The 25,548-nt window shown below is 69.0% G+C and carries 29 protein-coding genes, 1 tRNA gene, 1 other RNA gene and 1 pseudogene; 15 read left to right on the top strand and 17 right to left on the bottom strand.

Features of this window, described 5'->3' with window-relative positions; genetic code table 11:
* The first annotated feature begins 17 nt into the window (after positions 1-17).
* Positions 18-614: a histidine phosphotransferase family protein gene (locus tag ACRDNQ_RS05645; RefSeq protein ID WP_431827650.1), complete on the top strand. Its 597-nt coding sequence runs from the start codon at positions 18-20 to the stop codon at positions 612-614.
* Here ACRDNQ_RS05645 and ACRDNQ_RS05640 read toward each other — a convergent pair.
* The 10 genes and pseudogenes from ACRDNQ_RS05640 to ACRDNQ_RS05595 all read right to left on the bottom strand — a co-directional run bounded on the left by ACRDNQ_RS05640 (position 604) and on the right by ACRDNQ_RS05595 (position 9,912).
* Positions 604-1,878, bottom strand: coding sequence for a glutamate-5-semialdehyde dehydrogenase (locus tag ACRDNQ_RS05640; RefSeq protein WP_431827649.1), 1,275 nt, complete (start codon positions 1,876-1,878; stop codon positions 604-606). The genes ACRDNQ_RS05645 and ACRDNQ_RS05640 overlap by 11 nt on opposite strands.
* Before the next feature lie 46 nt (positions 1,879-1,924).
* On the bottom strand, positions 1,925-2,494 hold the full coding sequence (locus ACRDNQ_RS05635) for an antibiotic biosynthesis monooxygenase family protein (protein ID WP_431827648.1): 570 nt from the start codon (positions 2,492-2,494) through the stop codon (positions 1,925-1,927).
* A 22-nt stretch (positions 2,495-2,516) separates the two neighbouring features.
* Positions 2,517-3,641 (bottom strand): glutamate 5-kinase, encoded by a 1,125-nt coding sequence (gene proB / locus ACRDNQ_RS05630; RefSeq protein ID WP_431827647.1) that lies wholly within the window; start codon positions 3,639-3,641, stop codon positions 2,517-2,519.
* On the bottom strand, positions 3,629-4,654 hold the full coding sequence (obgE, locus tag ACRDNQ_RS05625) for a GTPase ObgE (protein WP_431827646.1): 1,026 nt from the start codon (positions 4,652-4,654) through the stop codon (positions 3,629-3,631). Before obgE ends, proB begins: the two co-directional genes overlap by 13 nt.
* Before the next feature lie 25 nt (positions 4,655-4,679).
* The gene (locus tag ACRDNQ_RS05620) at positions 4,680-5,228 is read right to left on the bottom strand and encodes a GNAT family N-acetyltransferase (protein WP_431827645.1); all 549 of its coding nucleotides are present in this window, start codon (positions 5,226-5,228) and stop codon (positions 4,680-4,682) included.
* A 10-nt stretch (positions 5,229-5,238) separates the two neighbouring features.
* Entirely contained in the window at positions 5,239-5,778 is a 540-nt protein-coding gene (locus tag ACRDNQ_RS05615; protein ID WP_431827644.1) for a GNAT family N-acetyltransferase, read from the bottom strand.
* A 196-nt stretch (positions 5,779-5,974) separates the two neighbouring features.
* Complete coding sequence (rpmA, locus tag ACRDNQ_RS05610) at positions 5,975-6,244, bottom strand: 50S ribosomal protein L27 (protein ID WP_431827643.1); 270 nt, start codon at positions 6,242-6,244, stop codon at positions 5,975-5,977.
* 63 nt (positions 6,245-6,307) lie between these two features.
* Positions 6,308-6,769, bottom strand: a pseudogene (gene rplU, locus ACRDNQ_RS05605) (50S ribosomal protein L21); the annotation flags it as partial.
* Between the two features lie 160 nt (positions 6,770-6,929).
* Complete coding sequence (locus tag ACRDNQ_RS05600) at positions 6,930-9,053, bottom strand: tetratricopeptide repeat-containing sulfotransferase family protein (RefSeq protein WP_431827642.1); 2,124 nt, start codon at positions 9,051-9,053, stop codon at positions 6,930-6,932.
* A gap of 10 nt (positions 9,054-9,063) precedes the next feature.
* The gene (locus ACRDNQ_RS05595) at positions 9,064-9,912 is read right to left on the bottom strand and encodes a DUF2059 domain-containing protein (protein WP_431827641.1); all 849 of its coding nucleotides are present in this window, start codon (positions 9,910-9,912) and stop codon (positions 9,064-9,066) included.
* 321 nt (positions 9,913-10,233) lie between these two features.
* Here ACRDNQ_RS05595 and ACRDNQ_RS05590 point away from each other — a divergent pair.
* A tRNA-Ser gene (locus ACRDNQ_RS05590) sits at positions 10,234-10,323 on the top strand.
* A 134-nt stretch (positions 10,324-10,457) separates the two neighbouring features.
* On the opposite strand, the gene ACRDNQ_RS05585 is transcribed toward ACRDNQ_RS05590, so the two are convergent.
* Positions 10,458-11,408, bottom strand: coding sequence for a fatty acid desaturase family protein (locus ACRDNQ_RS05585; RefSeq protein ID WP_431827640.1), 951 nt, complete (start codon positions 11,406-11,408; stop codon positions 10,458-10,460).
* Positions 11,409-11,611: 203 nt separating this feature from the next.
* Between ACRDNQ_RS05585 and ACRDNQ_RS05580 the strand changes: the two genes are divergently transcribed.
* Positions 11,612-12,532: a LysR family transcriptional regulator ArgP gene (locus ACRDNQ_RS05580; RefSeq protein WP_431827639.1), complete on the top strand. Its 921-nt coding sequence runs from the start codon at positions 11,612-11,614 to the stop codon at positions 12,530-12,532.
* A gap of 28 nt (positions 12,533-12,560) precedes the next feature.
* Here ACRDNQ_RS05580 and ACRDNQ_RS05575 read toward each other — a convergent pair whose 3' ends face one another.
* Positions 12,561-13,310 carry a sulfite exporter TauE/SafE family protein gene (locus ACRDNQ_RS05575; protein ID WP_431827638.1) on the bottom strand — a complete coding sequence of 250 codons (750 nt, stop codon included), beginning with the start codon at positions 13,308-13,310 and terminating at the stop codon, positions 12,561-12,563.
* Positions 13,311-13,506: 196 nt separating this feature from the next.
* Here ACRDNQ_RS05575 and ACRDNQ_RS05570 point away from each other — a divergent pair, with 196 nt between their 5' ends.
* Positions 13,507-14,064: a nucleotidyltransferase family protein gene (locus tag ACRDNQ_RS05570; RefSeq protein WP_431827637.1), complete on the top strand. Its 558-nt coding sequence runs from the start codon at positions 13,507-13,509 to the stop codon at positions 14,062-14,064.
* Here ACRDNQ_RS05570 and mbfA read toward each other — a convergent pair.
* The gene (gene mbfA / locus ACRDNQ_RS05565; protein ID WP_431827636.1) at positions 14,061-15,038 is read right to left on the bottom strand and encodes an iron exporter MbfA; all 978 of its coding nucleotides are present in this window, start codon (positions 15,036-15,038) and stop codon (positions 14,061-14,063) included. The genes ACRDNQ_RS05570 and mbfA overlap by 4 nt on opposite strands.
* A 68-nt stretch (positions 15,039-15,106) precedes the next feature.
* On the opposite strand from mbfA, the gene ssrA reads away from it, so the two are divergent.
* The 3 genes from ssrA to ACRDNQ_RS05550 all read left to right on the top strand — a co-directional run bounded on the left by ssrA (position 15,107) and on the right by ACRDNQ_RS05550 (position 16,713).
* Positions 15,107-15,456: a transfer-messenger RNA gene (gene ssrA, locus ACRDNQ_RS05560) on the top strand.
* Positions 15,457-15,507: 51 nt separating this feature from the next.
* Entirely contained in the window at positions 15,508-16,170 is a 663-nt protein-coding gene (locus ACRDNQ_RS05555; RefSeq protein WP_431827635.1) for a DUF1194 domain-containing protein, read from the top strand.
* A gap of 81 nt (positions 16,171-16,251) precedes the next feature.
* Positions 16,252-16,713, top strand: coding sequence for an SspB family protein (locus ACRDNQ_RS05550; protein WP_431827634.1), 462 nt, complete (start codon positions 16,252-16,254; stop codon positions 16,711-16,713).
* Between the two features lie 49 nt (positions 16,714-16,762).
* Here the strand turns inward: ACRDNQ_RS05550 and ACRDNQ_RS05545 are convergent, their stop codons facing one another.
* Positions 16,763-17,434: a VPLPA-CTERM sorting domain-containing protein gene (locus tag ACRDNQ_RS05545; RefSeq protein ID WP_431827633.1), complete on the bottom strand. Its 672-nt coding sequence runs from the start codon at positions 17,432-17,434 to the stop codon at positions 16,763-16,765.
* Between the two features lie 234 nt (positions 17,435-17,668).
* On the opposite strand from ACRDNQ_RS05545, the gene ACRDNQ_RS05540 reads away from it, so the two are divergent.
* From ACRDNQ_RS05540 to ACRDNQ_RS05525, 4 genes are all read left to right on the top strand, one after another.
* On the top strand, positions 17,669-18,253 hold the full coding sequence (locus tag ACRDNQ_RS05540) for a hypothetical protein (RefSeq protein ID WP_431827632.1): 585 nt from the start codon (positions 17,669-17,671) through the stop codon (positions 18,251-18,253).
* 172 nt (positions 18,254-18,425) lie between these two features.
* Positions 18,426-19,820 (top strand): class II fumarate hydratase, encoded by a 1,395-nt coding sequence (gene fumC, locus ACRDNQ_RS05535; protein WP_431827631.1) that lies wholly within the window; start codon positions 18,426-18,428, stop codon positions 19,818-19,820.
* A gap of 7 nt (positions 19,821-19,827) precedes the next feature.
* On the top strand, positions 19,828-20,028 hold the full coding sequence (locus ACRDNQ_RS05530) for a DUF4169 family protein (protein ID WP_431827630.1): 201 nt from the start codon (positions 19,828-19,830) through the stop codon (positions 20,026-20,028).
* The gene (locus ACRDNQ_RS05525; RefSeq protein ID WP_431827629.1) at positions 20,025-20,264 is read left to right on the top strand and encodes a ribbon-helix-helix domain-containing protein; all 240 of its coding nucleotides are present in this window, start codon (positions 20,025-20,027) and stop codon (positions 20,262-20,264) included. Before ACRDNQ_RS05530 ends, ACRDNQ_RS05525 begins: the two co-directional genes overlap by 4 nt.
* On the opposite strand, the gene ACRDNQ_RS05520 is transcribed toward ACRDNQ_RS05525, so the two are convergent.
* On the bottom strand, positions 20,261-20,980 hold the full coding sequence (locus ACRDNQ_RS05520; RefSeq protein ID WP_431827628.1) for an RlmE family RNA methyltransferase: 720 nt from the start codon (positions 20,978-20,980) through the stop codon (positions 20,261-20,263). The genes ACRDNQ_RS05525 and ACRDNQ_RS05520 overlap by 4 nt on opposite strands.
* A gap of 15 nt (positions 20,981-20,995) precedes the next feature.
* Positions 20,996-22,111 (bottom strand): Ppx/GppA phosphatase family protein, encoded by a 1,116-nt coding sequence (locus ACRDNQ_RS05515; protein ID WP_431827627.1) that lies wholly within the window; start codon positions 22,109-22,111, stop codon positions 20,996-20,998.
* Positions 22,112-22,372: 261 nt separating this feature from the next.
* Here ACRDNQ_RS05515 and ACRDNQ_RS05510 point away from each other — a divergent pair, with 261 nt between their 5' ends.
* From ACRDNQ_RS05510 to ACRDNQ_RS05495, 4 genes are read left to right on the top strand one after another with little or no spacing between them, the layout of a single operon-like run.
* Entirely contained in the window at positions 22,373-22,669 is a 297-nt protein-coding gene (locus ACRDNQ_RS05510; RefSeq protein ID WP_431827626.1) for a virulence factor, read from the top strand.
* A gap of 26 nt (positions 22,670-22,695) precedes the next feature.
* Positions 22,696-23,622: a methylenetetrahydrofolate reductase gene (locus tag ACRDNQ_RS05505; protein WP_431827625.1), complete on the top strand. Its 927-nt coding sequence runs from the start codon at positions 22,696-22,698 to the stop codon at positions 23,620-23,622.
* 11 nt (positions 23,623-23,633) lie between these two features.
* Complete coding sequence (locus ACRDNQ_RS05500; protein WP_431827624.1) at positions 23,634-24,293, top strand: HAD family hydrolase; 660 nt, start codon at positions 23,634-23,636, stop codon at positions 24,291-24,293.
* On the top strand, positions 24,290-25,264 hold the full coding sequence (locus tag ACRDNQ_RS05495; RefSeq protein ID WP_431827623.1) for a methyltetrahydrofolate cobalamin methyltransferase: 975 nt from the start codon (positions 24,290-24,292) through the stop codon (positions 25,262-25,264). Before ACRDNQ_RS05500 ends, ACRDNQ_RS05495 begins: the two co-directional genes overlap by 4 nt.
* A gap of 4 nt (positions 25,265-25,268) precedes the next feature.
* Here ACRDNQ_RS05495 and ACRDNQ_RS05490 read toward each other — a convergent pair whose 3' ends face one another.
* Positions 25,269-25,538, bottom strand: a complete 270-nt coding sequence (locus ACRDNQ_RS05490) for a hypothetical protein (protein WP_431827622.1) — start codon at positions 25,536-25,538, stop codon at positions 25,269-25,271.
* Between the last annotated feature and the right edge of the window lie 10 nt (positions 25,539-25,548).

Here is a 25,548-nt window from a genome sequence, read left to right as displayed (position 1 = left end):
GCTGTCCGGTTCGCCCCGTGACCGCCCGCGACGATCTGAGCGCGCTTCTGGGGTCGCGCATCTGCCATGACCTGATCAGCCCGCTGGGCGCGATCGGAAACGGGGTCGAGCTTCTATCGATGGCGGGCCTCGACGCCGCGCCGGAAATCGCGCTGATCTCGGAAAGCGTCGAGAACGCAAACGCCCGCATCCGCTTTTTCCGTGTGGCCTTCGGCGCGGCGGGCGATGGGGTGCGGATCGGCACCCAGGACCTCCGGGCGATCCTTGCCGACCTGACCCGGGGCGGACGGCTGCGCGTCGACTGGACGGGCGAAACCGACCCCTTGCGCGCTGAAGCCAAGCTGGCCTTCCTTCTGGTGCTTTGCCTCGAATCCGCGCTGCCGTATGGCGGGCGGATCACCGTGCACCACGACGGCGCGGCCTGGCGGCTTGACGGCCAGGCCGAGCGGGTCAAGGTGGACGCGTCACTTTGGGAGCTTCTTCTCGGCCAGGCCGAGGGGGTCGAAGTCACGGCGTCGAACGTGCATTTCGCGCTGGTGCCCGACCTTGCACGCCGGATGGGGCGGCCGGTCCGCACCATGCTGGGCGAGACCGCGATCACGATCAGCTTCTGACCGTCCCGTCGCCCGTCACGAGGTACTTGAAGCTGGTCAGTTGCTCGGCCCCCACCGGGCCGCGTGCATGCATCTTTCCCGTCGCGATGCCGATCTCGGCGCCCATTCCGAATTCGCCCCCGTCGGCGAACTGGGTCGAGGCGTTGCGCATCAGGATCGCGCTGTCGAGGCGGGTGAAGAAGCGCTCGGCTGCGGCGTCGTCCTCGGTCACGATACACTCGGTGTGCTGCGAGCCGTAGCGGCGGATATGGGCGATGGCTTCATCCACGTCATCAACGACTTTCGCGGCGATCTTCATGTCAAGGTATTCGCGCCCCCAGTCCTCGTCCGTGGCCGGAACCACGCCGGCGATCGCCTGAAGCGTGGCGTCGCCCCGCACCTCGACGCCCGCGTCGATCAGCGCGCGCACCACGCCCTGGCCGATCGTCTCGACGATGTCGCGGTGGATGAGCAGGCATTCGGCCGCGCCGCAGATGCCGGTGCGCCGGGTCTTGGCGTTCAGGACGACCTTTAGCGCCTTCTCGGGATCGGCCGCGCGGTCGAGGTAGACGTGCACGATGCCTTCGAGATGGGCGAAGACCGGCACGCGCGCCTCGGCCTGGACAAGGCCCACAAGGCCCTTGCCGCCGCGCGGCACGATCACGTCGATGACGCCGACCATGCCCAGCATCTCGCTGACCGCGGCGCGGTCGCGGGTCGGCACAAGCTGGATCGCGTCGTCCGGCAGGCCCGCGGCGCGCAGCCCGTCCAGAAGGCAAGCATGGATCGCGCCCGAGGAGTGGAAGCTTTCCGATCCGCCGCGCAGGATCACCGCGTTGCCGGACTTCAAGCACAAGGCGCCGGCATCCGCCGTCACGTTGGGCCGGCTTTCGTAGATCACGCCGATCACGCCCAGGGGCGTGCGCACGCGGCGGATGTTGAGGCCCGAGGGCATGTCCCAGTCGGCCATGACCGCGCCCACCGGGTCGGGCTGGGCGGCAACGGCGCGCAGCCCCTCGGCCATCGCGCGCACCCGCCCCTCGTCCAGCATCAGGCGGTCCATCATCGCGGGGCTCAGGCCCTTGTCGCGGCCATAGGCCATGTCACGGGCGTTCGCGGCAAGGATCTCGGGCATGCGGGCAAGCACCGCGTCGGCGGCGGCGGTCAGCGCGGCGGCCTTCGCTTCAGGCGCGGCGAAGGCAAGCTCGGTCGCGGCACGGCGCGCCCGTTCGCCCATCGCGGCGATCAGGGACTGCGGGTCAAGCGCTTCTGTACCGTCGGCCATGTCAGCCTCCCCTTTGGGTCGGTGTCTTCGATAGCCCCGGGCGAGGTCAGTGTCCACTGTCGCGGTCGGGCGCCTCGGCGCGGTCGGTCATCGTGTAGTCTCGCGAGATCGCGAAGATCCGCGCGGTTTCGGCCCCGGCGTCCATCGCCCCCCGCGCGATCCTGCGCGCCGCAGCCCCGTCGCCAGCCGGTGCCAGGGTGACGAACCAGCCGGCGTGATTCACGCTTTCGAAGGCGCGCGCCCCGGGCAGGTCCGCCGGCGCCGCGCCATAGGCCGCCACCAGAAAGCGCCCGTTTCCCGTCTGGCCGTCGCCATCTTCCAATTCTAAATCCGTAAGTTGTGCGCCGACACGAATGCGGTAGTCGAGGAAATGCACCCGACGTCCCGCCGCCTGCGAGGCCCGGTGCGTGGCGTCCGCGCGCCAGGCCGCGATGGCCTCTTCGCTGGCCCAGATCTGGTGCGACAGAAGCGCCCCGGGATCGTCGAGCGGTCGATAGCGATCCAGAAAGACCAGCCCCTCGTGCCGCGCCAGCACAGGCTTCAGCCGGGCGACATGGTCGAAGTAATGCGCCATGTGGCCGGGCTTTGGGCGAACTTCGAAGAACAGACCGTGCACCGGACCCCCCGCTTGCAGGCGGCTAGAGCGCCATGTCGTCGCGATGGATCAGCGCGGCGCGACCGGGATACCCCAGCACCGCCTCGATCTCGCGCGACTGGTGGCCCTTGATCGCCTCGGCCTCGGCCGCGGTATAGCGCGTCAGGCCCCGGCCCAGGCGCACCCCGTCGGGGTCAAGGATATCGACGGGATCGCCGCGCCCGAAACGTCCGGAAACGGCGGTAACCCCGGCAGGCAGAAGGGATTTCCCCTGCCCCAGCGCGCGCGCCGCGCCGGCGTCCACGGTGATCTCGCCCTTGGGCTTCATCGCCGCGATCCAGCGCTTGCGCGCCACCTGCGGGTCGTCCTCGGCCAGGAACCACGTGGCCGGCGCCCCCGCCATCATCGCCGACAGCGGGCGCAGCACCGAGCCTTCGGTGATCGCCATGGCGCAGCCGCCCGCGACGGCGGTCTTGGCGGCCATCACCTTGGTCTTCATGCCACCCTTCGACAGGCCCGAGCCCGCGTCGCCGGCCATGCCCTCGATCTCGGGCGTGAGCGCGGCGATCACGTCGAAGCGGCGCGCGGCGGGATCGTCCTTGGGATTGGCGCTGTAGAACCCGTCGACATCGGACAGAAGCACCAGCTGGTCGGCCCCGATCGTCACCGCGATCTGCGCGGCCAGCCGGTCGTTGTCGCCATAGCGGATCTCGTCGGTGGCGACCGTGTCGTTTTCGTTGACGATCGGCACGACCCCCAGGCGCAGCAACTGCTCGAGCGTGGCGCGGGAATTTAGATAGCGCCGCCTGTCGCCGGAATCCTCAAGCGTCAGAAGAACTTGCGCGGCGACAATGCCATGCGGCGCGAGCACGTCCTCATAGGCGCGCGCCAGCCGGATCTGGCCCACCGCCGCCGCCGCCTGGCTTTGCTCGAGCGGCAGCGCCGTGGCGCCCAGGCCCAGCACGCCCCGCCCCAGCGCGATCGACCCGGACGACACGATCACCACGTCGGTGCCGCGCGCCTTGGCCTCGGCCACGTCCTGCGCCAGCGCGCGCAGCCAGTCGGCACGCAGCGCGCCGCGGTCGACCAGAAGGGCCGACCCGATCTTGACCACGAGCCGCCGGGCCTGGCGCAGGTCGGGAAGCGTCTGCACGCCTAGGGTCGCCACGGGCCGTCTTCCACCTCGTCACCGCCGCGCTCGGATCGGATCACCTGCCGCAGCCGCCGCAGCACCTCGGTCAGGCCCTCGCCGCTGACGCCCGACAGAAGCATGACCTCGCCCGCCACCTTCTTCAGCGCCTTGGCCTTGGCCTTCCTCTCGTCCGCGTCCAGCGCGTCGATCTTGTTCAGCGCCGTGAGGCGCGGCTTGTCGGCCAGATCCCCACCATAGGCCTCGAGCTCGTCGATGATGGTCTGCCAGTCGGCCACCACGTTCTCGGAGGTGCCATCGACCAGATGCAGAAGCACCGCGCAGCGTTCGACATGGCCCAGGAACTGGTCGCCCAGCCCGCGCCCCTCGTGCGCGCCCTCGATCAGGCCGGGAATGTCGGCCACGACGAATTCGGTCCCGTCGACGCCGACGACGCCAAGGTTGGGATGCAGCGTGGTGAAGGGATAGTCGGCGATCTTCGGCCGCGCGTTCGACGTGGCGGCGAGGAAGGTCGACTTGCCTGCGTTGGGCAGGCCCAGAAGGCCCACGTCGGCGATCAGCTTCAGGCGCAGCCAGATCGTGCGCTCGACCTCGGGCTGGCCGGGATTGGCGCGACGCGGCGCGCGGTTCGTGGCGGTCTTGAAGTGCACGTTGCCGAAGCCGCCGTTGCCGCCCTTGGCCAGAAGGACGCGCTGGCCGACCTCGGTCAGGTCGGCGATCACGGTTTCCTCGTCCTCGTCCAGGATCTCGGTGCCCACAGGCACGCGCAGCACGATGTCGTCGCCGTCCTTGCCGGTGCGCTGGCGGCCCATGCCGGGCTGTCCGTTCCTGGCGAAGAAATGCTGCTGGTAGCGAAAGTCGATCAGGGTGTTCAGGCCTTCGACCGCCTCGGCCCAGACATCGCCGCCGCGCCCGCCGTCGCCGCCGTCGGGGCCGCCGAATTCCACGAACTTCTCGCGGCGGAAGCTTACGCAGCCCGCGCCGCCCGCGCCGGAGCGGATATAGACCTTGGCGAGATCGAGGAACTTCATGGAACCGGCTTTCCGTGCTTGCGTGTCACGCGATAGAGGATGTGGGGCGCGGGCTCAAGCGGCGTACCGCGCGCCACTCGGCGCGGGTCAGGCGCAGGCTCAGCGCCTCGACCGTCTGGGCCAGCGCGCGGGCCTCGACCCGGCGGCGGCCGGTCTCGACAAAGCCGAGCTTGGTCAGCACCCGGTGCGAGCGGTCGTTGCCGTCGAAGACCGAGGACTCGACCGATCCCGCCGAAAGGGCGGTGAAGGCGTGCCAGACCACGATTCCGCAGGCCTCGCTGGCATAGCCGCGGCCCCAGACCGGCCGGGCCAGCCAGTAGCCAAGCTGCGCCTCGAGCCCCACAAGCCCCTGAAGCCCCTCGCAATCGCAGATCGCCCAGACGCGCTTGCCGTCCGCGCGCACCTCGTCGATGAAGGCGTCGGCCTCGGCCAGGCCATAGGGATAGGGCACGACCGACAGCCAGCGGGCGACGTCGTAGTTGCCCACGCCGCGCGCGATCGCCTCGCGGTCGTCGGGGCGCAGCGGTCTCAGCGTCAGGCGCGGCGTCCGAAGGGTCTGCGGAACCGCCGCCATGCCGCCCGCCTCAGCCCAGTTTCTTGAGGTAGGTCCAGGTCGGCACGGTCGCGCCGCGGGCCACGCTGAAGGCTTCGGCGTCGCCGATATAGGCGAAGCCCGCGTTGGTCAGCACGCGCGCCGAAATCGGGTTGTCCTGCAGCACCTCGGCGAACAGCGTCTTGTCGCCGGGCGGGTTCGCGGCGATCAGCGCGCGCACCGCTTCCGAGGCAAGGCCCGTGTTCCAGAACGCCGGCGCGACCCAGTAGCCGATTTCGGACTGGCCGCGATCCATCCGCTTGAGGTTGATCGCGCCCATGAATTCGCCAAGGCCTGTCCGCGTGCCATCCATCGCCCAGACGTCTTCGTCACGCTCGTCCGCGGTGGCGCGCGTGATGAAGGCCTCGACCGCGCCGGGCGGCAGCGGATGGGGAATGGTGCGGGTCGCGCGCGCGACCCGTTCGTCGCCCGCGTAAAGCTCGAGCAGGCCCGCGTCCGAGCGCCGCAGCGGGCGCAGGGTGAAGCGCTCCGTCTCGATCACGGGTTGCGTCACGATGTGGTCGATCTTCATGCCGTTCCTCCTCTGAACAGCAGCCCCGGCCTTGGGTCCACGCCCGGACCAGAGGTAGAGATGGAAGTTGTCAGGATCGTAAACAACCCCGGCACCCTGTCCTGCCCCCCTTGCCGTCCCGCCACGGCCAGAAACTGGAAGGGGGACCGGCCGGCCGCCGATCCCCCTTTGAAGTCATGGCCTTGGGAGTATCGGCTTACTCGGCGGCCTCGGCGACGGGGAGCACCGAGATGAAGGTGCGCCCCTTGAGGCCCTTGCGGAAGGTCACGGCGCCCTCGGTCACGGCGAAGATCGTGTGATCGCGGCCCATGCCCACGCCCTCGCCCGGCCACCAGGTGGTGCCGCGCTGGCGAACGATGATGTTGCCCGGAATCACGGCTTCGCCGCCGAACTTCTTGACCCCAAGGCGACGGCCGGCAGAGTCGCGGCCGTTGCGGGAGGAACCGCCTGCTTTCTTGTGTGCCATCTGTCGTTACTCCTTCTCGGCCGCGGCCTTCTTCGCCGCAGGCTTCTTTGCGGGGGCCTTCTTGGCCGGGGCTTTCTTGGCGGGCGCCTCGGCCGTGTCGGCCGCGGCCGCCTTCGGGGCGGCCTTCTTGGCGGGCGCGGCCTTCGCCGGCGCGGCATCGGCCACCATCGCGGGGGCAGAGCCGGCGCCAACGGCGGCCATCACGCCTGACTTCGCCGCACCCTTTTCCAGGATGTCGGTCACGCGGATCAGCGTCAGCTGCTGGCGGTGGCCCTTCGTGCGCTGCGAGCCGTGCTTGCGGCGGCGCTTGACGAAGTGGATGACCTTCTCGCCCTTGATCTGGTCGATGACGTCGGCCTGCACGGCGGCGTCGTCCACCAGCGGCGCGCCGACGGTGCCGCCGACCATCAGAATCTCGTTGAACTGGACTTTGTCGCCGGCGGAGGCGGCCAGTTTTTCCACGCGCAGTACGTCGCCCGACTGGACCTTGTACTGCTTGCCGCCGGTCTTGAGGACCGCAAACATCTGTTCTTCCTTCACATTTCGCGTCCTGCGGTCCCCGCTTGACGGGCGTTGCGGCCAAAGGCCACCTCGAACAGCGCGCCCCATCGGGGCTGGTTCTAACGACAAAGGCGGGGAGCCCCCCGCCTGAGAGCCCGGCTTATCGGAGAAAGCCCCGGGAAAGTCAAGCCCGCAAGCCCCCGGACGGCCCCAGCGCCTGAAGCAGCGGGGCAAGGGCGGCCTCGTGGCGCCGCCAGCGGTCGGTCGAGCCGCCGTGGAGCGGCGCGCGCACCTGCGCGACCGACAGCGTGTCGACCCGGCGTGTCTGCCGTTCGGGCGCAAGGCAGGCCGCATCGAACGGCAGGCCGACCGCGTCGAGAAGCGCGCGCACCGTGGGTTCGGGATCGCGCACGAGGTCCTCGTAGCGGCAACGGTGCAGGCGCGGGCCCAGCACCGCGGCCCAATGGTCCATCAACCGCCCATAGGCGGCGGCATGACGGCCAAGCTCGGCCAGATCCATCGAATAGGGATGTCCGGCCGGGCTGAGCGGGTTCTCGAAGATCGACAGACACGTCGCGCGCAGGTCGCGCGCCGCTTCGACGATCACGGCCCGCGGGAAGGCCGCCGCCAGAAGCCCTGCAGTCAGGAAATTGGGAAGGAACTTGTCGGTCACGCGCGCGCGCCCGCCCGCCTTCGCGGCGAAGAAGGGCGCAAGGTCGGCCGCCACGGCGCGCACCGCCTCGGGCGTGGGCTGGTCCCAGTGGGCGCGTGCGATCTCGGCGGCGACCGGGCTTTCGCCAAGCGCCGCGACCGCGTCGTGCCGCGCCAGCACGCTTTCGATCAGCGTCGAGCCCGAGCGCGGCAGCCCCACGATGAAGATCGGCGCGACGCTGTCGTCGCCCGCGCGTGCAAGCCGCGCGACGGTCTCGGCGCCCCACAGCTCGGCAACCCGGGCGAACCGCGCCTCGTCGGCGGCCACGTTGTAAAGGACAAGCGACCGCATCAGGACGTTGGCGCGCACCAGCACCTCGAAGCCTTCGTCGCCCTCTCCCGCGTCCATCAGCGCCTTGGCCAGCGCCAGCCCGAAGCGGCCGCGCTCGGACGCGGGCAGCGCCGCGTCGGAAAAGCGCGCGCGCAGGCCCGCGACCAGCGGATCGTCCTTGGGCCAGCGCCCGTAAAGGCCGATCTGGCGGAAGGGGCGCGGGTCGTCCGGGCGCACCGCAGCCAGCGCCCGGGCGCGCGCGGCGGCACCCGCCACGTCGCCCCATTGCGCCTGTTCCTGCGCCAGCCGCAGGTCGGTTTCGGGGTCAAGCGCGCCAAGGGCCGCCACATAGGCCTGCGCGGCCTCACGCCCGCGGGCCGCCTCGGTCGCCCGCGCGACGAGGTCCTGAAGCCGGAAGGTCGCGCCCTCGTGCGCCGCCAGATCCGACAGCGCGGCCAGCGCCTCGGCCGCGCGGCCCTCGGCCAGAAGCGCCTCGGCATGGATCGCGACGAGGTCGGGGTCCCGGGGCGCCTCGCGCAGAAGCGGCGCGGTCAGCGCCAGCGCCCTGTCGCCCAGCCCCGCCCGCGCATAGGCGCTGGCCAGGTTCGCGCGCACCGCAACCGTCGCGTCGGGACGCGCGGCGAAGGGACGAAGCAGGCCGACCGCCGCCATCGGACGGGCCTGGCGCAGAAGCGCAAGCCCGAGGTTCGCCGCCGCGTCGACGAATTCGGGCCGAAGCGACAGCGCCGCGCGCAGATGCATCTCGGCCTCGGCGGGATCCTCGCGGCGCAGCGCCAGCACGCCCAGCACGTTGCGCAGCAGGGCCGACTTCGGAAACTTCCCGGCCAAGGCCAGCGCCTCGGTCCGGGCGGTCGCCAGATCCCCCGACCGCGCCCGGGCCAGAAGCGCGTTCACCGCCTCGCGTGGCGGGTCTGCCGCCGCCGGGGCGCCCTCGGCCAGCGCCCGAAGGGGGTTGCGGGCCGCGGCAGGCACCGGGGCCTCGGCCGCGACCTTGCGCGCGCGCGCCCCCTTCCCCGCCGCGACCAGTGCCGAGACGTAAAGCCCCCAGACCTGCGGATGCCCGCCGCTGGCCTCGGCCGCGCGCCGGACCTGCGCCAGCGCCGCCTCGCCCTCGCCCGCGTCCTGCAGAAGCCGCGCCAGCGCAAGCCGCGCCTCGACGAGGTCCGGGGCGCGGGCCACCAGCGCCTGAAGCCGTGCCCGGGCCGCGTCGCGCTGACCCGACCGGATCAGCGCCAGCGCCTGGTCCAGCGCCTGCCGCGCGGCAGGCCCCGTTGCCCCCTGCCCCGTTGCCCCCGGGCGCGCCACCGGACGGCGCTCAGATGTCCTGCCCGGCGATGAAGCGCGAGGCGGCAAGGCCCAGCGTCGCCGAGATATCGGTGAAGACGTCGTCGAAGGCTGCGAAAAGCGCGCGGTTCAGTGCCCGCCCCTCGTCCGTGCGGGCCATCGCGATATAGGTTTCAAGATCGGCGTCCGACAGCGGCTGATAGGCCATCAGAAGGTAGGAATGAACCCATTCCACGGTGTCGTCGCGGATCTCGTCCTCCTGCCCCCAGACGTCGGCAAGGACCTGCTCTTCGCTCATCTGGCGGGGAAAGGCGTTGCCGTCGAGAAGCCCGCCATAGAAGGCGAGATTGGCGTTGAGCGCCCCCATCACGTTCGACTCCACAAGGTCGTTGACCTCGATGAACTCCTCGACCAGGGCAAGCTTCGGATCGTCGGTTTCGGCGCGCTCGCGCCAGGTTTCGATCGCGGCCTCCTCGATCCCCTCTTCCAGAAGGGCCTGCCGCGCGCTGATCTCGTAGGTCACGACGCGCTGGCCCAGGTCCGAGGCGAAGAAGGCGGTGATGGGCGTCACGTCGACGCCGTCGAGCTCGTCTGCGAAGCGCGTGGCGAACCGCGCGTACATCCCGGTCGGGTCATAGGTCTGCGACACGATCGCCGCCCAGGCCGACCCGCCGCGTCCGGGGAACAGCTGTTCCTCCAGCATCACGCCGTAGTCCTGCCCCTCGAGGTGCATGACCTCGAAAAGCCCGTCCATGTCCATCGCCTGCATCAGCGCCTCGACCTCGGGCGTGACCTCGGCGCGCGCGGCATGCGGCGCAAGGGCCAGGGTGGCGGCAAGGGTTACGGCAAGGCTGGCGGCAAGGGCTTGGGGTCTGGGCATGCTCGGGGTCCGGGGCTGAGGGGGCGCTGCGGCGCTTTTACAGATGGTAAGGCGTGCCGCCCGCCAATCCAAGTGGATGACGCGGAGTTGAGCGGGTTCAGGCCGCCCCGCCGCCCGCTTGCCCCGGGTCCGCGGCCGGGCCCCGCGGCACCGCCCGGGCTGAGACGGGACACGCGCGGGGCAGCGGCGGGGCCCGCGGCGGCCCCGCGCCGGGTCGCCCGCAACATCGTCCGCAGCGTCCCCTGTACCAGAGGCACGGGTTCCCGAAAAACCCGCTTGCAGAGGTGCGGCACTTCCCCTACATCGCACCCGACCCTTCGCGGAGAGATGCCGGAGCGGTCGAACGGGGCGGTCTCGAAAACCGTTGTGGGTGCAAGCCCACCCAGGGTTCGAATCCCTGTCTCTCCGCCACTTCCCTTCCTGGAGCGACCCAAGCGACCGCCGCGTCGCCCCTTCCCAAGCGATCGCGCAACGAAAAGCGCGCCCCCTTGCGGAGGCGCGCCCCTGGACCTGTCATGACATGCTACTGGTTACGAAGATCGCCGCTAGTTCGGGCGCGCAGTGGCGCCGCCCTTGACGCCGAGGATGGTCACCACCGGATCGACGAGCCCACGATGGGTGGGGCTCGCCGCAAGCGGCTGGTTGCGGTATTCGGGATCGGCGCAGAGTTCCTCGTGCGCGGTCTTCAGGTGCCGGGCCGGAATCTGCGGGAACAGATGGTGCACCAGGTGGTAGCAGTCGTTGCGCGGGAAGAAGAGCAGCCGCACCGGCGCGGGCGCCAGCACGTTCCGCGAGGCTTCAAGCTCGTCCTCCTCGCCCACCAACCCGGCATGGTCGAGACAGTCGGTCCAGAAGTTCAGCGTCGGGAAGACGTAGAACAGCGGGATCAGCACGAAGAAGACCGAGGTCAGCGGCTCGAACACCGTGTAGACGGTCATCGCGACCAGAAGCGCCACCTTGAACCAGAAGAAGAAACGCCCGTCCTCGCCCGAGAAGTTGATGCGCGAATACATCGTCAGATGACGGCCCAGAAGCGGCGTCACGAAGTGCCGCAGGATCGTGCGCGGCGTCAGCGGATCGTGCAGGCCCAGCTTCTCGATCGCGCCGAGTTCGCGGTCATGGTCGTAGTCGCCCAGATGCGCGTGATGCGACAGGTGGTCGTCCTTGTAGGACTTGAAGCAGCCGGTCAGCAGTGCCGAGCAGACCCGCCCGATCGTGACGTTGTCGTCGCGGTGATCGGAAAAGGACGAGTGGCTGCATTCATGGACGATGTTGTTGAGCCCGCGCAACCGCGTGCCGATGAACAGCGCCGTCAGCACCATCGCCAGGACCGACAGCCAGGTGACCGGCAGCGACAGCAGGTAATGGCCAAGCCAGACGCCCCCAAGCGCCTGAAGGACGTAGACCCCGACGACCCCCCAGGCCAACCAACGGGAATAGCGCGTCATCCCGACGAACCGGCGCATGTATCTCTGGCGTAGCTGAAGTCCCGACATCTTCCCCCCCAAGGTCGATTGCGGAAACAATCAAAGGGAAAGTTTCCGATTATGACAAGACTTCAAGATCAAGGGGTTCCGAGCGTTTCCTGAAAGGAAACAGTTGCGCTTATGGAGACGCAGACAAAATACTATACAAACTTCGTAATCTGTGCGTAGTAATCCACAGGGGCCATAAGTCGAGCTAATACAAAAGTCCTGCCATGTTGCGCTATGACTACGATTCTCTCACCACTTTGGCCGCCGTCGTGCGCGAAGGATCGTTCGAATCCGCCGCGCGCGCGCTTCAGGTGACGCAATCCGCGGTCAGCCAGCGAATCAGGGCGCTCGAGGAAAAGGTCGGTTCGGTGCTGGTCGTGCGTGGCCGGCCCTGCGTGCCGACCGAGGCCGGATTGCAGCTGTGCCGCCACGTCGAACAGGTCACGCTGCTTCAGCACGAACTGGCCGATCGGATGGACGCGCTGTTCGGAAGCGAGGATACGACGACCGCGACGATCCGGATCGGCGTGAACAACGACAGCCTCGCGACCTGGTTTCCAGGGGTCATCAAGCGTGCGGCGCAGGAGTTGCGGATTCGCTTCGACGTGCTGCCCGACGATCAGGAACACACCGAGCGCAGCCTCAAGTCGGGCGACGCGCTGGCCGTCGTCACCGCGATGGAGGACCCCGTTCAGGGCTGCCGGCGCGTGTCGCTGGGGTCGATGGAATACATCGCCGTCGCCTCGCCCGAGTTCTACCAGAACCATTTCGCCAACGGCGTGACGCTGGACACGCTGGCGCTTGCGCCCTGCCTGGCCTTCGACCGCAAGGACAGCATCCAGGATCAGTGGATGTCGCTGTGCTTTGGCGAGACGACACCGCTGTCGGCCCACCTCGTGCCGTCCTACGAAGGCTACATCGCCTGCTGCCTGAACGGCACCGCCTGGGGGCTGGTGCCCGGCATCGCCGGCTGGGAGCACGTCAAGGGCGGCAGGCTGGTCGAACTGAGCCACGGAAAATCGGTGAAGATCGCCCTGCACTGGCAGGCCAGCACCCAGACCAGCGAGATCCTGCGCCGGCTGAGCGATCTGGTGCTCGAAGAGGCGAAGATCTATCTGCTTCCCGACGCGTTCCGCCCCGCCTGAGGGCGGCCGCTGTGGCCCTTAAGGCCGGTCAGCCGGTCAGCCCCGCCTCGATCAGCAGAAGAGAAATCGCCAGAAGCGCCACCTCGACCAGCACGAAAAAGGCCTTTTCGGGAAGGATCATCGTCAGACGGTAGCCGACCCAGGCGCCGGCCACCGCGACCGGCGCAAGCAGCAGGATCGTGCCCGACTGGTCCCAGTGCAGGAAGCCAAGCGCGATGTAGGGCGGAAGCTTCGCCAGGTTCAGAAGCGCGAAGAGGATCGTCGAAGTGCCCGCGAAGACCATCTTGGGCATCTGCTGCGGCAGGGCGTAGATCTGGAAGGCGGGCCCGCCGGCATGGGCCACGAAGCTTGTGAAGCCCGAGATCGTGCCCCAGAACACCCCGCGCGGAACATCGGCCGGCCGGGGGTCGGTCGGCCCCTGGAAGCGCCGCCAGAGCCGCATCGCCACGAAGCCCAGCCCAGTGATCCCCACGACCAGCCGCACGGTGTCGTCGTCGGTCCACCCGGCCAGCGCCCAGCCGATCACGATGCCCAGAAGCCCCGCCGGAAACAGGATCGCGAGGTTCCGCCGCGAATAGGACTTGCGATAGATCCACAGGCCATAGACGTCGCTGATCAGATAGACCGGAAGGATCAGTGCCGCGCCCAGCATCGGCGGCATGACCAGCGACAGAAGCGGCACGCTCAGAAGCGCGATCGCCGGCAATCCGCCCTTGCTTGCGCCCACGAAGAACGACGCGAGCACGGCCGCGGCCCAGAAGGCGACCGGATCGCTCATGCGGTCGCTCCCGTATCGGTTCTGTCCCGGACGGTGCCTGCCGGCATCCCTCGCCCCTTCCCTTTTCGCCCGGCGGGGACGGGCCTGTGCGCGCCGTCCGCCGGCCGCAGCCAGTGTTCGGTCGGGGTATCATGGGTTGCCGAGGGGGATGCAAGCCCGGTTCGACGCCGGGTCCCGAGGTGTCTATAGTGACGCGATGATCACGGCCGGCCTTCTTCTTGCCGCCGGGCGCTCGACGCGCTTCGGGGCGAACAACAAGCTTCTCGCGCCCCTGCGAGGCCGCCCGCTGCTGTGCTGGGCGGCCGGAACGCTTGGCGCACTGCCCCTCGATCACCGGATCGCGGTGACCGCCGACCGACGGGTCGCGGCGCTGCTGCCGGGCTTCGACGTCGTCACGACCCAGGCGGGGTCGGACCAGTCGGCCAGCCTGCGCACCGGCGTCGCCCGGGCGCAGGCGCTTGGCGCCGATCTTCTGCTCGTGGCGCTTGCCGACATGCCGCTGATCACGCCCGACCTGCTGGAGGGCGTGCTGCGGCGGGCGCGGCGCCACGGTGCGGCCGCGGCCAGCGAGGGAGCGCTGCGCGCCCCGCCCGCGGCCTTCGCCGCCGGCCACTTCGACGCGCTTCTGGCGCTGACCGGCGACCGCGGCGCGGGTGCGCTTCTGCGTGACCTTCCCAACGAGACTCTGGAGCCCGCCCCCGGCCTTCTGGCCGATGTCGACACGCCCGCCGATCTGGCGGCGCTCCGCCCCTAGCCGCTGCCGATCAGGATGCCCGCCGCCAGCACCAGGCCCCCGCCGACGACGACCTGAAGCGATGCGCGCCAGAACGGCGTGTCCATGAACCGGTTCTGGATCCAGGCGATCGCCCAAAGCTCGACGAAGACGACAATGAAGGCGATGGTGGTGGCGACCCAGAAGTTCGGGATGAGATAGGGCAAGGCATGGCCAAGCCCGCCCACGGTCGTCATCACGCCCGAGGCGAGGCCGCGCTTGACCGGGCTGCCGCGCCCCGAAAGCTGGCCGTCGTCGGACGCGGCCTCGGTGAACCCCATCGAGATGCCTGCCCCGACCGAGGCCGCCAGACCCACAAGGAACGTGGTCCAGGGATCCTGCGTGGCGAAGGCGGTGGCGAAGATCGGCGCCAGCGTCGAGACCGAACCATCCATCAGCCCCGCCAGCCCCGGCTGCACCCAGGTCAGCACGAACTGGCGGTGCGCCTGGCGGTCTTCCTCGCCCAGGGCCTCGGGCGTCAGATGCGCCTCGGCCAGGGCCGCGGCGCTTTTCTCGTGCCCGGCCTCGGCCGCCGCGAGATCGCCCAGAAGCTTGCGGGTGGTTGCGTCCTGCACCCGCTTGGCGGCGGCTTCGTAGAAGTTGCGCGCGTCGAACTCCATGTCGCCGGCGATGTCGCGGATCTTCTCGATCGGCAGGTTCTCCATCAACCAGACCGGACGGCGGGCGTAGAAGCCCGAGACATGTTCCCGCCGGATCAGCGGGATCGTCTCGCCGAAGCGGGTGCGGTGCAGCTCGATCAGGCGGCGTCGGTGCTCGTCTTCCTCGGCGGCCATGCCGTCGAAGACGGCGGCGGTGGCGGGGAAGTCGGGCCGGAGCCGTTCCGCGAAGCCGCGGTAGATCTGGGCGTCGTCCTCTTCCGACGAGATGGCAAGCGCCACGATTTCCTGTTCGGTGAGGTCCGAGAAGCGTTTCCGGTTGCCAAGCAGGCTTCGCATGGGGGGGTCCGTCCGTCACTGTTTCCGACTACTTTAGAATTATTCTAAGTAAGGGCAACCCCCCAACCCTGCTTGAATTCCGTGGCCCATCGGCCTACATTCAAAGTGTCCTTTCGGGGACTATGGCGATAAACGCGCACGGAATAAGCGGATCGGACCCGGGGGCGGTACCCGGCGGCTCCACCAGGACCCTTCGTTGGGGGATCATGGGGCCGAAACAGGATCGACGAACGTGTAAAGGTGATTGCTTTCGCTCGGTGAGGTACCACCGTTACCGGTCCAAAAAGCATAATTGCCAACGACAATCGTGCTCCGGTTGCTCTGGCTGCGTAAGCAGTTCGAGGAATCGAAAATCAAGCCCTTGCGCCTAGCAGCGTAAGGCGGGGTTCGCAGGCACCTGGCAACAGAAGCCTGCACTTCCCTCTCCTCATGTTGACGCCCCTGCCCCGCCCGTCGCACAGTCGGATTGATGTGGGGTTCACACCTAGTCCTGTCGATGTTCGTGGCGCTGGCCGGTGCGGCGCTGCCCGCACGCGCCTGCGAGACGGCGCTTCTGCTGGCCGTCGATGTCTCGAACTCGGTCGATGTCGCCGAATACCGGCTTCAGGCCGACGGCATGGCCGAGGCCTTTCTCGACCCCGAGGTGCGCGAAGCGATCCTGCAGGGCGAGGTGATGCTGGCGGTCATGCAGTGGTCGGGCGAAGCGGACCAGGAGATGTCGATCCCCTGGACGACCCTGCGCACCGAGGCCGAGATCACCGCCTTCGCCGAACGCGCGCGGGGGCTGAGGCGCGCCTTCATCCAGTCGAACACCGCGCCCGGCGACGCCATCGCCTTTGCGCTGGGCCAGATGGGCGCGGCCGCCCATTGCACGCGCCGCATCATCGACATTTCGGGCGATGGCCCCGAGAACGCGGGGCGCCCGACCGCCGCCGCCCGGCGCGAGGCCGAGCGGCTGGGCGTGATGATCAACGCCATCGCGATCGAATCGATCGGCGTCTCGACCACGCAGTACTACCTGCGCAACGTCGTGACGCGGGCGGGCTTCGTCGTGACGGCCCGCCGCCATGGCGACTATGCCCGGGCGATCCGCGAGAAGATCAAGCGCGAGCTGGCCCGCGTGACCGGGTGACGGGATCGAAGGGTGACTGAAGCGGCCTTTCCTTCGGAATCGAATCCCCTATGCTGAGGCCGCTGGCCAGAAGAGGACCCCATGAGCCGCCGGATCGACTACGGAAGCCTCATGCACGCCGCGATGCGCGGCCTGATCCAGCAGGTCCTGGCCGACGTCGCCCAGAATGGCCTGCCCGGGGCGCACCACTTCTTCATCACCTTCGACACGATGCATCCGGACGTGGAACTCGCCGACTGGCTGAGCGACCGCTATCCGGCCGAGATGACCATCGTCATCCAGCACTGGTATGACCATCTGGAGGTCAGCGACGAGGGCTTTTCGATCACGCTGAACTTCGGCGACACACCCGAGCCGCTCTACATCCCCTACGACGCGATCAAAACCTTCGTCGACCCGTCGGTCGAATTCGGCCTGCGCTTCGAGACCGCCGAGGTCCCCGACGAGCCCGACGAGCCCGACGACCCCGAACCCGAGCCCGACGACGACCACGCCAGCCGGAAGGAAGGCGAGGTCGTGCGGCTGGACAGCTTCCGCAAGTGAACCGGGCGCCCGGGGGCGCCCGCTGACGGTTCCCGAAGGACCGCCTGGTTCAGGCGTCCTTGCCTCGGCGCGCCACGGCGGCGAGCCCCGCCAGACCGGCAAGAAGCATCCAGGCCGCCGCCGGAAGAGGAATGGCCGGCGGCGGGACGTAGCCCGCGACGATGTCGATCCGGCTGCCTTCCTGGCTGGAACCGAAGAAGCCCGTCCGGTGGATCTTGCCGGTGATCGTGTAGAGGGTGCTCACCGCCACGCCGGTGACCGTGAAGTCGAGGACCCCCTCGCTCGCCGCCGAGGTCACGGCGCCCAGCGAGGTGCCGTTGACGATGAGATTGGTGATCCAGAGCTCGCCCTGCGCGGCGCGGTCTATCGACGAGATCTTGAACGCGTTGATGATCGGGTCAGCGGTGTAGCCGTAGGTCAGAAGCGACGCGCCCGGCAGTTTCGACGTGAGCCGGTTGTTGGCGAGGTCGATCGTGAAGGCGAAATCGAAGGCGCCGTCGGTCCAGGTGTAGCCCTGTTCGACCCGGTTGCCCGGCTGGCCGAGGTCGCCCTTGCCAAGATAGGTTTCGTTGCCGCCGGTGTTGCCGAACGACCGGTAGCGGACCGCGGCATCGCCGCTGAACTCGGGGTTCAGCCCGGCCGAAAGGACCGGCGCCCCCGCGACGTCCGTCGCCGAGAGGACCGCAACCGCGAACGCCAGGGCCGTGAGAATTCTGTGCATACTGTGATTCCTCGTTAATGCATCCACTTCGCGCCTGCGTAAAACACATCAATTGAGACTTTTGCATGGCGCCAGGCCGGGAACCCGCGCATTCCCTTGCGTCACTCGGTAGCCCGGCGGGACGCCCTCCTTGCGCGGCGACGAAACCCGCCGCTTACGGCGATTGCGCCGCCAAATCGCCACAAACCCCTGCTTTGTAGACGGAACGTCAACTTGCCAGGGTCGAATCGTTCCATGCTGCTGCGCGCGCTCAAGCCCAGGATGTTCCGCGGCCCGACCCATCTGGCCGAGGCCTCGCTGCCGGTGAAGATCGGCCGGTCGAACGCCGACATGGTCTTCGCGCGCCCGCTGGACCGGCAGATCCGGGCGCTGGGACTGGGGCAGGTGACCGGCACCGGAGTGCGCCGCGGCAAGGACGGCGAGGTCGAAGGCGTCGACATCTTCTTCGCCCTCGTGACGCTGCATCCCCGCGCGCTCAGGACCATCGGCGGACTGCTGGAAGAGCTTGACGCGCCGCTGGGGTCGGTCATCGAGTTCAGCGACACCGGGGTGCGGCATCTTTTCGGACGGACCGAGGGGCTGGGTCTTTACCTTGACCGCCGCGACGGGATCGCCTGCGAGGACGACGCGCTGGACCTGCTGGAAGTCTGCACCGACGCGCTGGGCGCCGAGGCGATCTATCAGGGCTCCGAGGACCTGGGCGACCGGGCCGTGTTCTATTTCTATGGCGACAGCTTCAACACGATGAAGACCGCGCTGAGCCTGCTGATGACCTCGCATCCGCAGTTCCGCAACGCCTATGCCCGCCGCCTGACCTGAGACGAAGGGCGCGGGCGGGGGGCTGTCTGCCCCCCGCACCCCCCGAGGATATTTCCGCCAAGAAGACCCCCGGGCAGAGGAAACGGGCGCTGTTTGCGCAAACGGAAGCACCGGGCGATTGCACGGGCCGGGACCGCTGCCTATAGCTGTCGGCGCGTTACGGAGGACAGCGATGACGACGACCCGCACCGAGACCGACAGCTTCGGCCCCCTCGAAGTGCCCGCCGACAAGTACTGGGGCGCGCAGACCCAGCGGTCGATCATGAACTTCCCCATCGGCTGGGAACGCCAGCCCGTCGCGATCATCCGCGCGCTGGGCGTCATCAAGAAGGCCTGCGCGCGCGTGAACCTTGCCCAGGGGGACCTCGCCGAGGACCTTGCGCGCGCGATCGAGGCCGCCGCGACCGAGGTGATCGAGGGCCGGTTCGACGACAACTTCCCGCTGGTGGTCTGGCAGACCGGGTCGGGCACGCAGTCGAACATGAACGCCAACGAGGTGATCTCGAACCGCGCGATTGAGATGCTGGGCGGGGTCATGGGCTCGAAGACGCCGGTGCATCCGAACGACCACGTCAACATGGGGCAGTCGTCGAACGACACCTTCCCCACCGCGATGCATGTCGCGATCGGGATGATGGCGCGCGACACGCTGCTGCCGGGGCTGCGCAAGCTGCAGGCCGCGCTGGCCGCCAAGTCCGAGGAGTTCCGCGACATCATCAAGATCGGCCGCACCCATACGCAGGACGCGACGCCGCTGACGCTGGGCCAGGAATTCGGCGGCTACGCCCATCAGGTCGCCAAGGGGATCGAGCGCGTCGAGGCCTGCCTGCCCGACATCTACGAACTGGCGCAGGGCGGCACGGCGGTTGGCACCGGGCTCAACACCCGCAAGGGGTTCGATGCGCGCGTGGCCGCCGAGATCGCGTCGATCACCGGCCTGCCCTTCGTCACCGCGCCGAACAAGTTCGAGGCGCTGGCCGCCCATGACGCCATGGTGATGTTCTCGGGCGCCTTGAAGACGGTGGCGGCGAGCTTGTTCAAGATCGCCAACGACATGCGGCTTCTGGGGTCGGGCCCGCGTTCGGGGCTGGGCGAACTGATCCTGCCCGAGAACGAACCCGGGTCCTCGATCATGCCGGGCAAGGTGAACCCGACCCAGGCCGAGGCGCTGACCATGGTCTGCGCCCATGTCATGGGCAACGACGCCGCGGTGGGCTTTGCCGGCAGTCAGGGGCATTTCGAGCTGAACGTCTACAACCCGATGATGTCCTACAACGTGCTGCAGTCGATGCAGCTTCTGGGCGACGCGGCGGGCAGCTTCACCGACAACATGGTGGTGGGCACCACGGCCAACGTCGAGCGGATCGACCGGCTGATGAAGGAATCGCTGATGCTGGTGACGGCGCTTGCGCCCACCATCGGCTATGACAACGCCACCAAGGTCGCCAAGACCGCGCACCGAAACGGGACCACGCTGAAGCAGGAGGCGATCCGCCTTGGGTTCGTCGACGAAGAGACCTTCGACCGGGTGGTGCGGCCCGAGGACATGATCGGCCCCAGGGGATAACGCGGCGATGGCGGGCAAGGTCATCAACCTCAACCAGGCGCGCAAGGCGCGCGCGAAGGCCCAGGCCCGGACCCGGGCCGGGGCAAATGCCGCCAAGCACGGGCGGACGCGCGCCGAACGCGAGGCCGACGAGGCGCGCGCCCTGCGCGAGACCGAGCGGCTCGAGGCGCACCGCCGACAGCGCATCGACGAGGATGACGGGGCGTGAGCGCAAGCGGGCGGCCCGAGAAGCATTCGCTGACGCTGAAGGGGCACCGCACCTCGGTGTCGCTGGAACCCGAGTTCTGGGCGGCGTTCCGCGGGATCGCGGCCCGAGAGGGCCGGCCGATCAATGACCTTGCGGCCGAAATCGATGCGGCGCGCGAAGGGCGCGGGCTGGCGTCGGCGATCCGGGTCTATGTGCTGGGGCGCCTTGGCGGCGCGCCGCATGAGCCCCGGGGCTAGCCGCGAAAGCCAGTGGCGACCACGAATTTTTCGGAGCTGTCCGAACGCGACGCCGGCGGCTTGACGTTCACGACCTTCTCGAACCGGCGCTTGAGTTCGGCCTGAAGCTGACCCTCGGCCCCGCCCTGAAGGACCTTGGCGACGAAGGTGCCGCCGGGTTCGAGCACGTCGAAGGCCAGGGCCGCGGCCGCCTCGCACAGCGCCACGATGCGCAGATGGTCGGTGGCCTTGTGCCCCGACGAGGCCGCGGCCATGTCCGACATCACCACGTCGGCCCCACCGCCGAGCCAGTCCTTGACCTGCTGATCCGCGCCGTCGGCCATGAAGTCGAGCTGGTGGATCTCGGCCCCGGCGATGGGCTCGACCTCCTGCAGGTCGACGCCCAGCACCTTGCCGACGGGTTTGCCCGCGCGTTCGCCAAGCGCGTTCACCCGCGCCACAGCGACCTGGCACCAGCCCCCCGGCGCGCAGCCAAGATCGACCACCCGCGCACCCGGCGTGAGGAAGCCATACTTGTCGTCAAGCTCGAGGATCTTGAACGCCGCGCGCCCGCGATAGCCCTCGGCCCGCGCGCGGCGCACGTAGGGGTCGTTGAGCTGCCGTTCGAGCCAGAGCGTGGACGACAGCTTGCGGCCGCGCGCGGTCTTGACCTTCACGCGCAGGTCGCGCTGACCGCGCCCGCTCTTGCCGCCTGTCGGATCGGGTTTCTTCGCCATGGCGCGTCCCTGCCCCTAGTAGGGTCCGCCGTCAAGCACGCCGTCGGCCGACATCTGCGCATAAAGCAGCCCCTCGCGCAGGCCGCGGTCGGCGACCGACAGCCGGTCGGTCGGCCATATGCGCAAAAGCGCCTGCAGGATGGCGGCGCCCGACATGATCAGCGTGTGCCGGTCACGGCCGATGCGCGGGTCGCTGCGGCGGCCCTCGGGACCCATGGTGAGGTATTCCCGGATCACCTTGTCGATCTGGTCCGACGTCATCCGCAGCCCGTCGACCTTGTTGCGGTCATATCGGCGCAGGCCAAGGTGGCTGGCGGCCACGGTGGTCACGGTGCCCGAGGTGCCGATGATCTGGAACCCTTCGCGCGTCTGTTCCGCGGCATAGGGCGAGAAATCGGCAAGATTTTCCTCGAAGAACCAGCTCATCAGCGCGAAACGCGCGGCGTCGTCGCGCACGTCGTCGAACTGCTCGCGCAGCGTCGCGACGCCGAGCGGCACCGAGATCCAGTCGACCACCCGCGCCGCCGGGAAGGGCGACCCGTCGACCGGCTTGAAGCCCGCGTGCAGCCGCATGATCGCGCGCGGCCGGTCGTGACGCGGCACGCGGCTGAGGTCGATCCACACAAGTTCGGTCGAGCCGCCGCCGATGTCGACGACCAGAAGCTGCTCGGTCCGGGTCGAGACAAGCGGCGCGCAGGAGATGACGGCCAGCCGCGCCTCTTCCTCGGGCTCGATGATCTCGACATCGAGGCCGGTCTCGCGCCGGGCCTGGGCGATGAAATCCCGCGCGTTCACGGCGCGGCGGCAGGCCTCGGTCGCGACCAGGCGCATGCGCTTGACGTCGTGCTTTTCCAGCTTCTTCTGGCAGATCTTGAGGGCCTGGACGGCGCGGATCATCGACCCGCGCGACAGCCGGCCCGACGTTTCCAATCCGGCGCCAAGGCGCACGGATTTCGAGAAACTGTCCACGACATGGAACTGATTGCCCTTGGGCTGGGCGATCAGCATCCGGCAACTGTTCGTGCCCAGATCCAGCGCGGCGTAAAGCTCGGCCGGATCAGGCGGGACTGGCGCGGTCGGCTCGACCGGGATCGGGAACGCGCCCGCACCATCGGGACGCTCGGGCGGCATGTCGCCCTCCAATTCAAGTTACCCCTGACAGTATGTACGGCGCCCCCTTCGATCAAGCCTTGTGTCACCGGACCGATTCATAACGATCATGAGGATTTTTCGCCTCGTGCCCGGTGGCGGGCGGCCCCGTCGCCCCCTAGAACCTGTCTGCGGGGACAGAGCCGCGGAAGCGGGCGTCGCGCGCGGCGTGCCGAATGTCGAAAACGCGCCGGGTTGCTGCGGCGCGGACGCGTAAAGAGGGTCAGGGAAAAGGACGCGACCATGCCCGATCTCACCATCGTCTACTGGCGGGACATCCCCGCACAAGTCATCGTCGGCAAGGGCCGGCGGGGGGTGAAGGCCCCTCTGCCCGAGCGCTTCGAGCAAGCGATCGACCGGGCGGCGATGAAGGCGGGCGCGATCGGCACGGACGCCTATCTGGCCGAATGGCGCAAGGGCGATCCGGTCGAGGTGGCGGGAGATCCCGAGACGGTGGCGCGCGAGGCGGCGGCACGGCTTGATGCCGAATACGACGCCGATCGGCTGAAGGCGCTGATCGCGCAGGACGGATGGGCCTGAGGGCTCGCACAGCAAGGGAGGCGCTGATGGCGCTGTTGAATTTCCGCCGCAAGGACACCGCCCCGGCCGGGCCGTCGACCGGCGCACTTGCCGCCATGCTTGCGGGTCACTCGATCGAGGTGATGCCCCGCACCGCCGCCAAGGTCGAGGATTTCCGCGCACTCCTGCCGCAGGGCACCCGCGTCTACATCGCCCATATCGACGGAACGCCCATCGACGAGATGGTGGCGACCGCCGCGCGGCTTTCGCGCGACGGCTTCGCCGTGATGCCGCACTTTCCCGCCCGCATCATCGCCGACGCCACGATGCTGGCCGACTGGATCGCGCGCTACCAGGGCGAGGCCGACGTGCGCGAGGCGCTGGTGCTGGCCGGCGGCGTCGCCAACCCGGTGGGCGACTTCGAATCCTCGATGCAGCTTCTGGAGTCCGGCCTGTTCGACCGCGCGGGCTTCACCCGGCTGCACGTCGCGGGCCACCCCGAGGGCAACCGCGACATCGACGCCGACGGCGGCGACCGCTCGGTGATGGAGGCGCTGCGCTGGAAACAGGCCTTCGCCGAGCGCACCGACGCCGAGATGGCGATCGTCACGCAATTCGCCTTCGAGGCCGCGCCGGTCGTGGCCTGGGGCAAGCGGCTGCGCGCCGAAGGCATCGCCCTGCCGATCCATCTGGGCATCGCGGGGCCCGCGAAGCTTCAGACGCTTCTGAAGTTCGCCATCGCCTGCGGTGTCGGCCCCTCGCTGCGGGTGCTGCAGAAGCGGGCCATGGACGTGACCAAGCTGGTCATGCCCTACGAGCCGACCGAGCTTGTGGCCGAGCTTCAGGCGATGAAGGCCGCCGATCCCGATTTCCCGATCGCGCAGTTGCACCTTTTCCCGCTGGGCGGGATCGGCGCGACCGCGACCTGGGCCACCGAACAGGGCCGCGTGCCCGCCGAGCGCGACAGCGCCTAGAAGGACAGCCCTTGCCCGCGCTCCTGCTCGACCTCGACGGCACCATGCTGGACACCGACCGGATCCATTGCGCGGTCTTCGCCGATCTGATGTCGCCCTTCGGCATCGCCGTGGACGAGGCCCATTACCGCGCCCATATCCACGGCCGCCTCAACGCCGACTACTTCGCGGAAATGATCCCCGACCATCCCGACCCGCGCGGATTGTCGGTCGAGAAGGAGGCCCGGTTCCGCCGCCGCCTGCCCCGCCCCTACCCCGCCATGCCCGGTGTCGCGGCCATGCTCGAGCGGGCGCGGGACGAAGGCTGGGCGCTGGCCGTTGTGACCAACGCGCCGCCCGAGAACGCCGACGCGATGCTGTCGGCCATCGGCCTTCGCCATCATTTCGAGGTCGTGGTCAGCGGCGAGGCCTGCCCGCGCGGCAAGCCCTTCCCCGACCCCTATCTTGCCGCCCTCGACGCGCTGGGCGTCGCCGCCGCGGAGGCGCTTGCCTTCGAGGACAGCCCCTCGGGGCTGGCCGCCGCGGTGGCCGCCGGGATCGCGACGGTGGGCGTCACCTCGACCCTGACCGCGGCCGACCTGCTGGCGCTGGGCGCCCGGGCGACCATCACCGATTTCACCGACCCCGCGCTCGCGCCCCTGCTCGACCGCCTCAAAGGAGTGCCCGCATGACCCGCACCGTGATCGAATCGAAGACCAAGACCGTCGTCATCGGCTTCGACGAGCCCTTCTGCGTCATCGGCGAGCGCATCAACCCCTCGGGCCGCTCGAAGCTGAATGCCGAGCTTGAGGCCGGCGATTTCTCGACCGTCGAGAAGGACGCGCTGGAACAGGTGGCCTGCGGGGCGATGGTGCTCGACGTGAACTCGGGCGCGGTCTTCAAGAACAAGATGGCCGAAGACCCGCGCTATGCCGACAACAACTTCGTCGAGCCGCCTCTGATGCGCGAGCTTGTCCGGCGGGTGCAGGCGATCACCGACGTGCCGCTGTGCATCGACTCGTCGGTGACCGGCGCGATCGAGGCCGCGCTCGAGGTGGTCGAAGGGCGGCCGCTGATCAACTCGACGACCGGCGAGGACGAAAAGATGGAGGCGATCCTGCCGCTGGTCGCCAAGTACAAGCTGCCGGTGGTCGCGATCTCGAACGACGAGACCGGGATTTCCGAGGATCCCGACGTCCGTTTCGAGGTGGCCCGGAAGATCGTGCAGCGCGCCGCCGACCATGGCATCCCGGCCCATGACATCGTGGTCGACCCCCTGGTGATGCCGGTGGGCGCGATGGCGACGGCCGGGCAGCAGGTCTTCGCCCTTGTCCGCCGCCTGCGCGAGGAACTGGGCGTCAACACCACCTGCGGGGCCTCGAACATCTCGTTCGGACTGCCGCACCGCCACGGCGTCAACGCGGCCTTCCTCCCGATGGCGATCGGCGCCGGCATGACCAGCGCGATCATGAACCCCGTCCGCCCCGTCGAGATGGAGGCGATCCGCGCGGCGAACTTCCTGATGAACCACGACCCGAACGGCGGCGAGTGGATCCGTTTTTCGCGCATCCTCGAACAGGTCGAGGCGGGCGTGCCCTTCGCCGAGGCCAGCGCCGCCGCGGCGGCGGCGGGCGGCAGCGGGCGGCGGCGGCGGCGGGCGTGACGCCTCAGGCGCTTCGCCGAAGCGACAGCGCCATCCGCGCGAGCCAGAGCGCCGCGAGGTAGAGGACGCCCAGCGGAAGGCCAAGCGCAAGGGGCAGGATCGTCAGGGGAAGCGGGGTCATCATCCCCAGGATGAAGACCAGAAGCGCCCCGGCCATCGCCACCGCGGGGACCATCGCGGCGCGCGCCCAGGCGCCGGTCAGCCACAGAAGCGCCGGCACCTGGAGCAGGACATAGGCCAGGGCAGTTGCGGGAACGTAGGGATCGAATGGCATGGCAGCGAAT

The organism is Saliniferula longa (assembly GCF_050789285.1).
Lineage (GTDB): Bacteria > Pseudomonadota > Alphaproteobacteria > Rhodobacterales > Rhodobacteraceae > CAVPWP01.
Note: the sequence above shows the minus strand (reverse complement) of the source record. Positions and strands in the feature narration are given on the sequence as shown.

Bases quoted from the DNA above. Each gene is read 5' to 3' on its own strand.
- ACRDNQ_RS05575 (WP_431827638.1), bottom strand. From the start codon at position 13,310: ATGAGCGATCCGGTCGCCTTCTGGGCCGCGGCCGTGCTCGCGTCGTTC.
- ACRDNQ_RS05545 (WP_431827633.1), bottom strand. From the start codon at position 17,434: ATGCACAGAATTCTCACGGCCCTGGCGTTCGCGGTTGCGGTCCTCTCG.
- ACRDNQ_RS05490 (WP_431827622.1), bottom strand. From the start codon at position 25,538: ATGCCATTCGATCCCTACGTTCCCGCAACTGCCCTGGCCTATGTCCTG.
- ACRDNQ_RS05595 (WP_431827641.1), bottom strand. From the start codon at position 9,912: ATGCCCAGACCCCAAGCCCTTGCCGCCAGCCTTGCCGTAACCCTTGCC.
- ACRDNQ_RS05505 (WP_431827625.1), top strand. From the start codon at position 22,696: ATGGCGCTGTTGAATTTCCGCCGCAAGGACACCGCCCCGGCCGGGCCG.
- ACRDNQ_RS05550 (WP_431827634.1), top strand. From the start codon at position 16,252: ATGAGCCGCCGGATCGACTACGGAAGCCTCATGCACGCCGCGATGCGC.
- ACRDNQ_RS05495 (WP_431827623.1), top strand. From the start codon at position 24,290: ATGACCCGCACCGTGATCGAATCGAAGACCAAGACCGTCGTCATCGGC.
- obgE (WP_431827646.1), bottom strand. From the start codon at position 4,654: ATGAAGTTCCTCGATCTCGCCAAGGTCTATATCCGCTCCGGCGCGGGC.
- rpmA (WP_431827643.1), bottom strand. From the start codon at position 6,244: ATGGCACACAAGAAAGCAGGCGGTTCCTCCCGCAACGGCCGCGACTCT.
- ACRDNQ_RS05570 (WP_431827637.1), top strand. From the start codon at position 13,507: ATGATCACGGCCGGCCTTCTTCTTGCCGCCGGGCGCTCGACGCGCTTC.
- ACRDNQ_RS05620 (WP_431827645.1), bottom strand. From the start codon at position 5,228: ATGGCGGCGGTTCCGCAGACCCTTCGGACGCCGCGCCTGACGCTGAGA.
- ACRDNQ_RS05585 (WP_431827640.1), bottom strand. From the start codon at position 11,408: ATGTCGGGACTTCAGCTACGCCAGAGATACATGCGCCGGTTCGTCGGG.
- ACRDNQ_RS05555 (WP_431827635.1), top strand. From the start codon at position 15,508: ATGTGGGGTTCACACCTAGTCCTGTCGATGTTCGTGGCGCTGGCCGGT.
- ACRDNQ_RS05640 (WP_431827649.1), bottom strand. From the start codon at position 1,878: ATGGCCGACGGTACAGAAGCGCTTGACCCGCAGTCCCTGATCGCCGCG.
- ACRDNQ_RS05615 (WP_431827644.1), bottom strand. From the start codon at position 5,778: ATGAAGATCGACCACATCGTGACGCAACCCGTGATCGAGACGGAGCGC.
- ACRDNQ_RS05580 (WP_431827639.1), top strand. From the start codon at position 11,612: ATGTTGCGCTATGACTACGATTCTCTCACCACTTTGGCCGCCGTCGTG.
- mbfA (WP_431827636.1), bottom strand. From the start codon at position 15,038: ATGCGAAGCCTGCTTGGCAACCGGAAACGCTTCTCGGACCTCACCGAA.
- ACRDNQ_RS05540 (WP_431827632.1), top strand. From the start codon at position 17,669: ATGCTGCTGCGCGCGCTCAAGCCCAGGATGTTCCGCGGCCCGACCCAT.
- ACRDNQ_RS05530 (WP_431827630.1), top strand. From the start codon at position 19,828: ATGGCGGGCAAGGTCATCAACCTCAACCAGGCGCGCAAGGCGCGCGCG.
- ACRDNQ_RS05515 (WP_431827627.1), bottom strand. From the start codon at position 22,111: ATGCCGCCCGAGCGTCCCGATGGTGCGGGCGCGTTCCCGATCCCGGTC.
- fumC (WP_431827631.1), top strand. From the start codon at position 18,426: ATGACGACGACCCGCACCGAGACCGACAGCTTCGGCCCCCTCGAAGTG.
- ACRDNQ_RS05510 (WP_431827626.1), top strand. From the start codon at position 22,373: ATGCCCGATCTCACCATCGTCTACTGGCGGGACATCCCCGCACAAGTC.
- ACRDNQ_RS05520 (WP_431827628.1), bottom strand. From the start codon at position 20,980: ATGGCGAAGAAACCCGATCCGACAGGCGGCAAGAGCGGGCGCGGTCAG.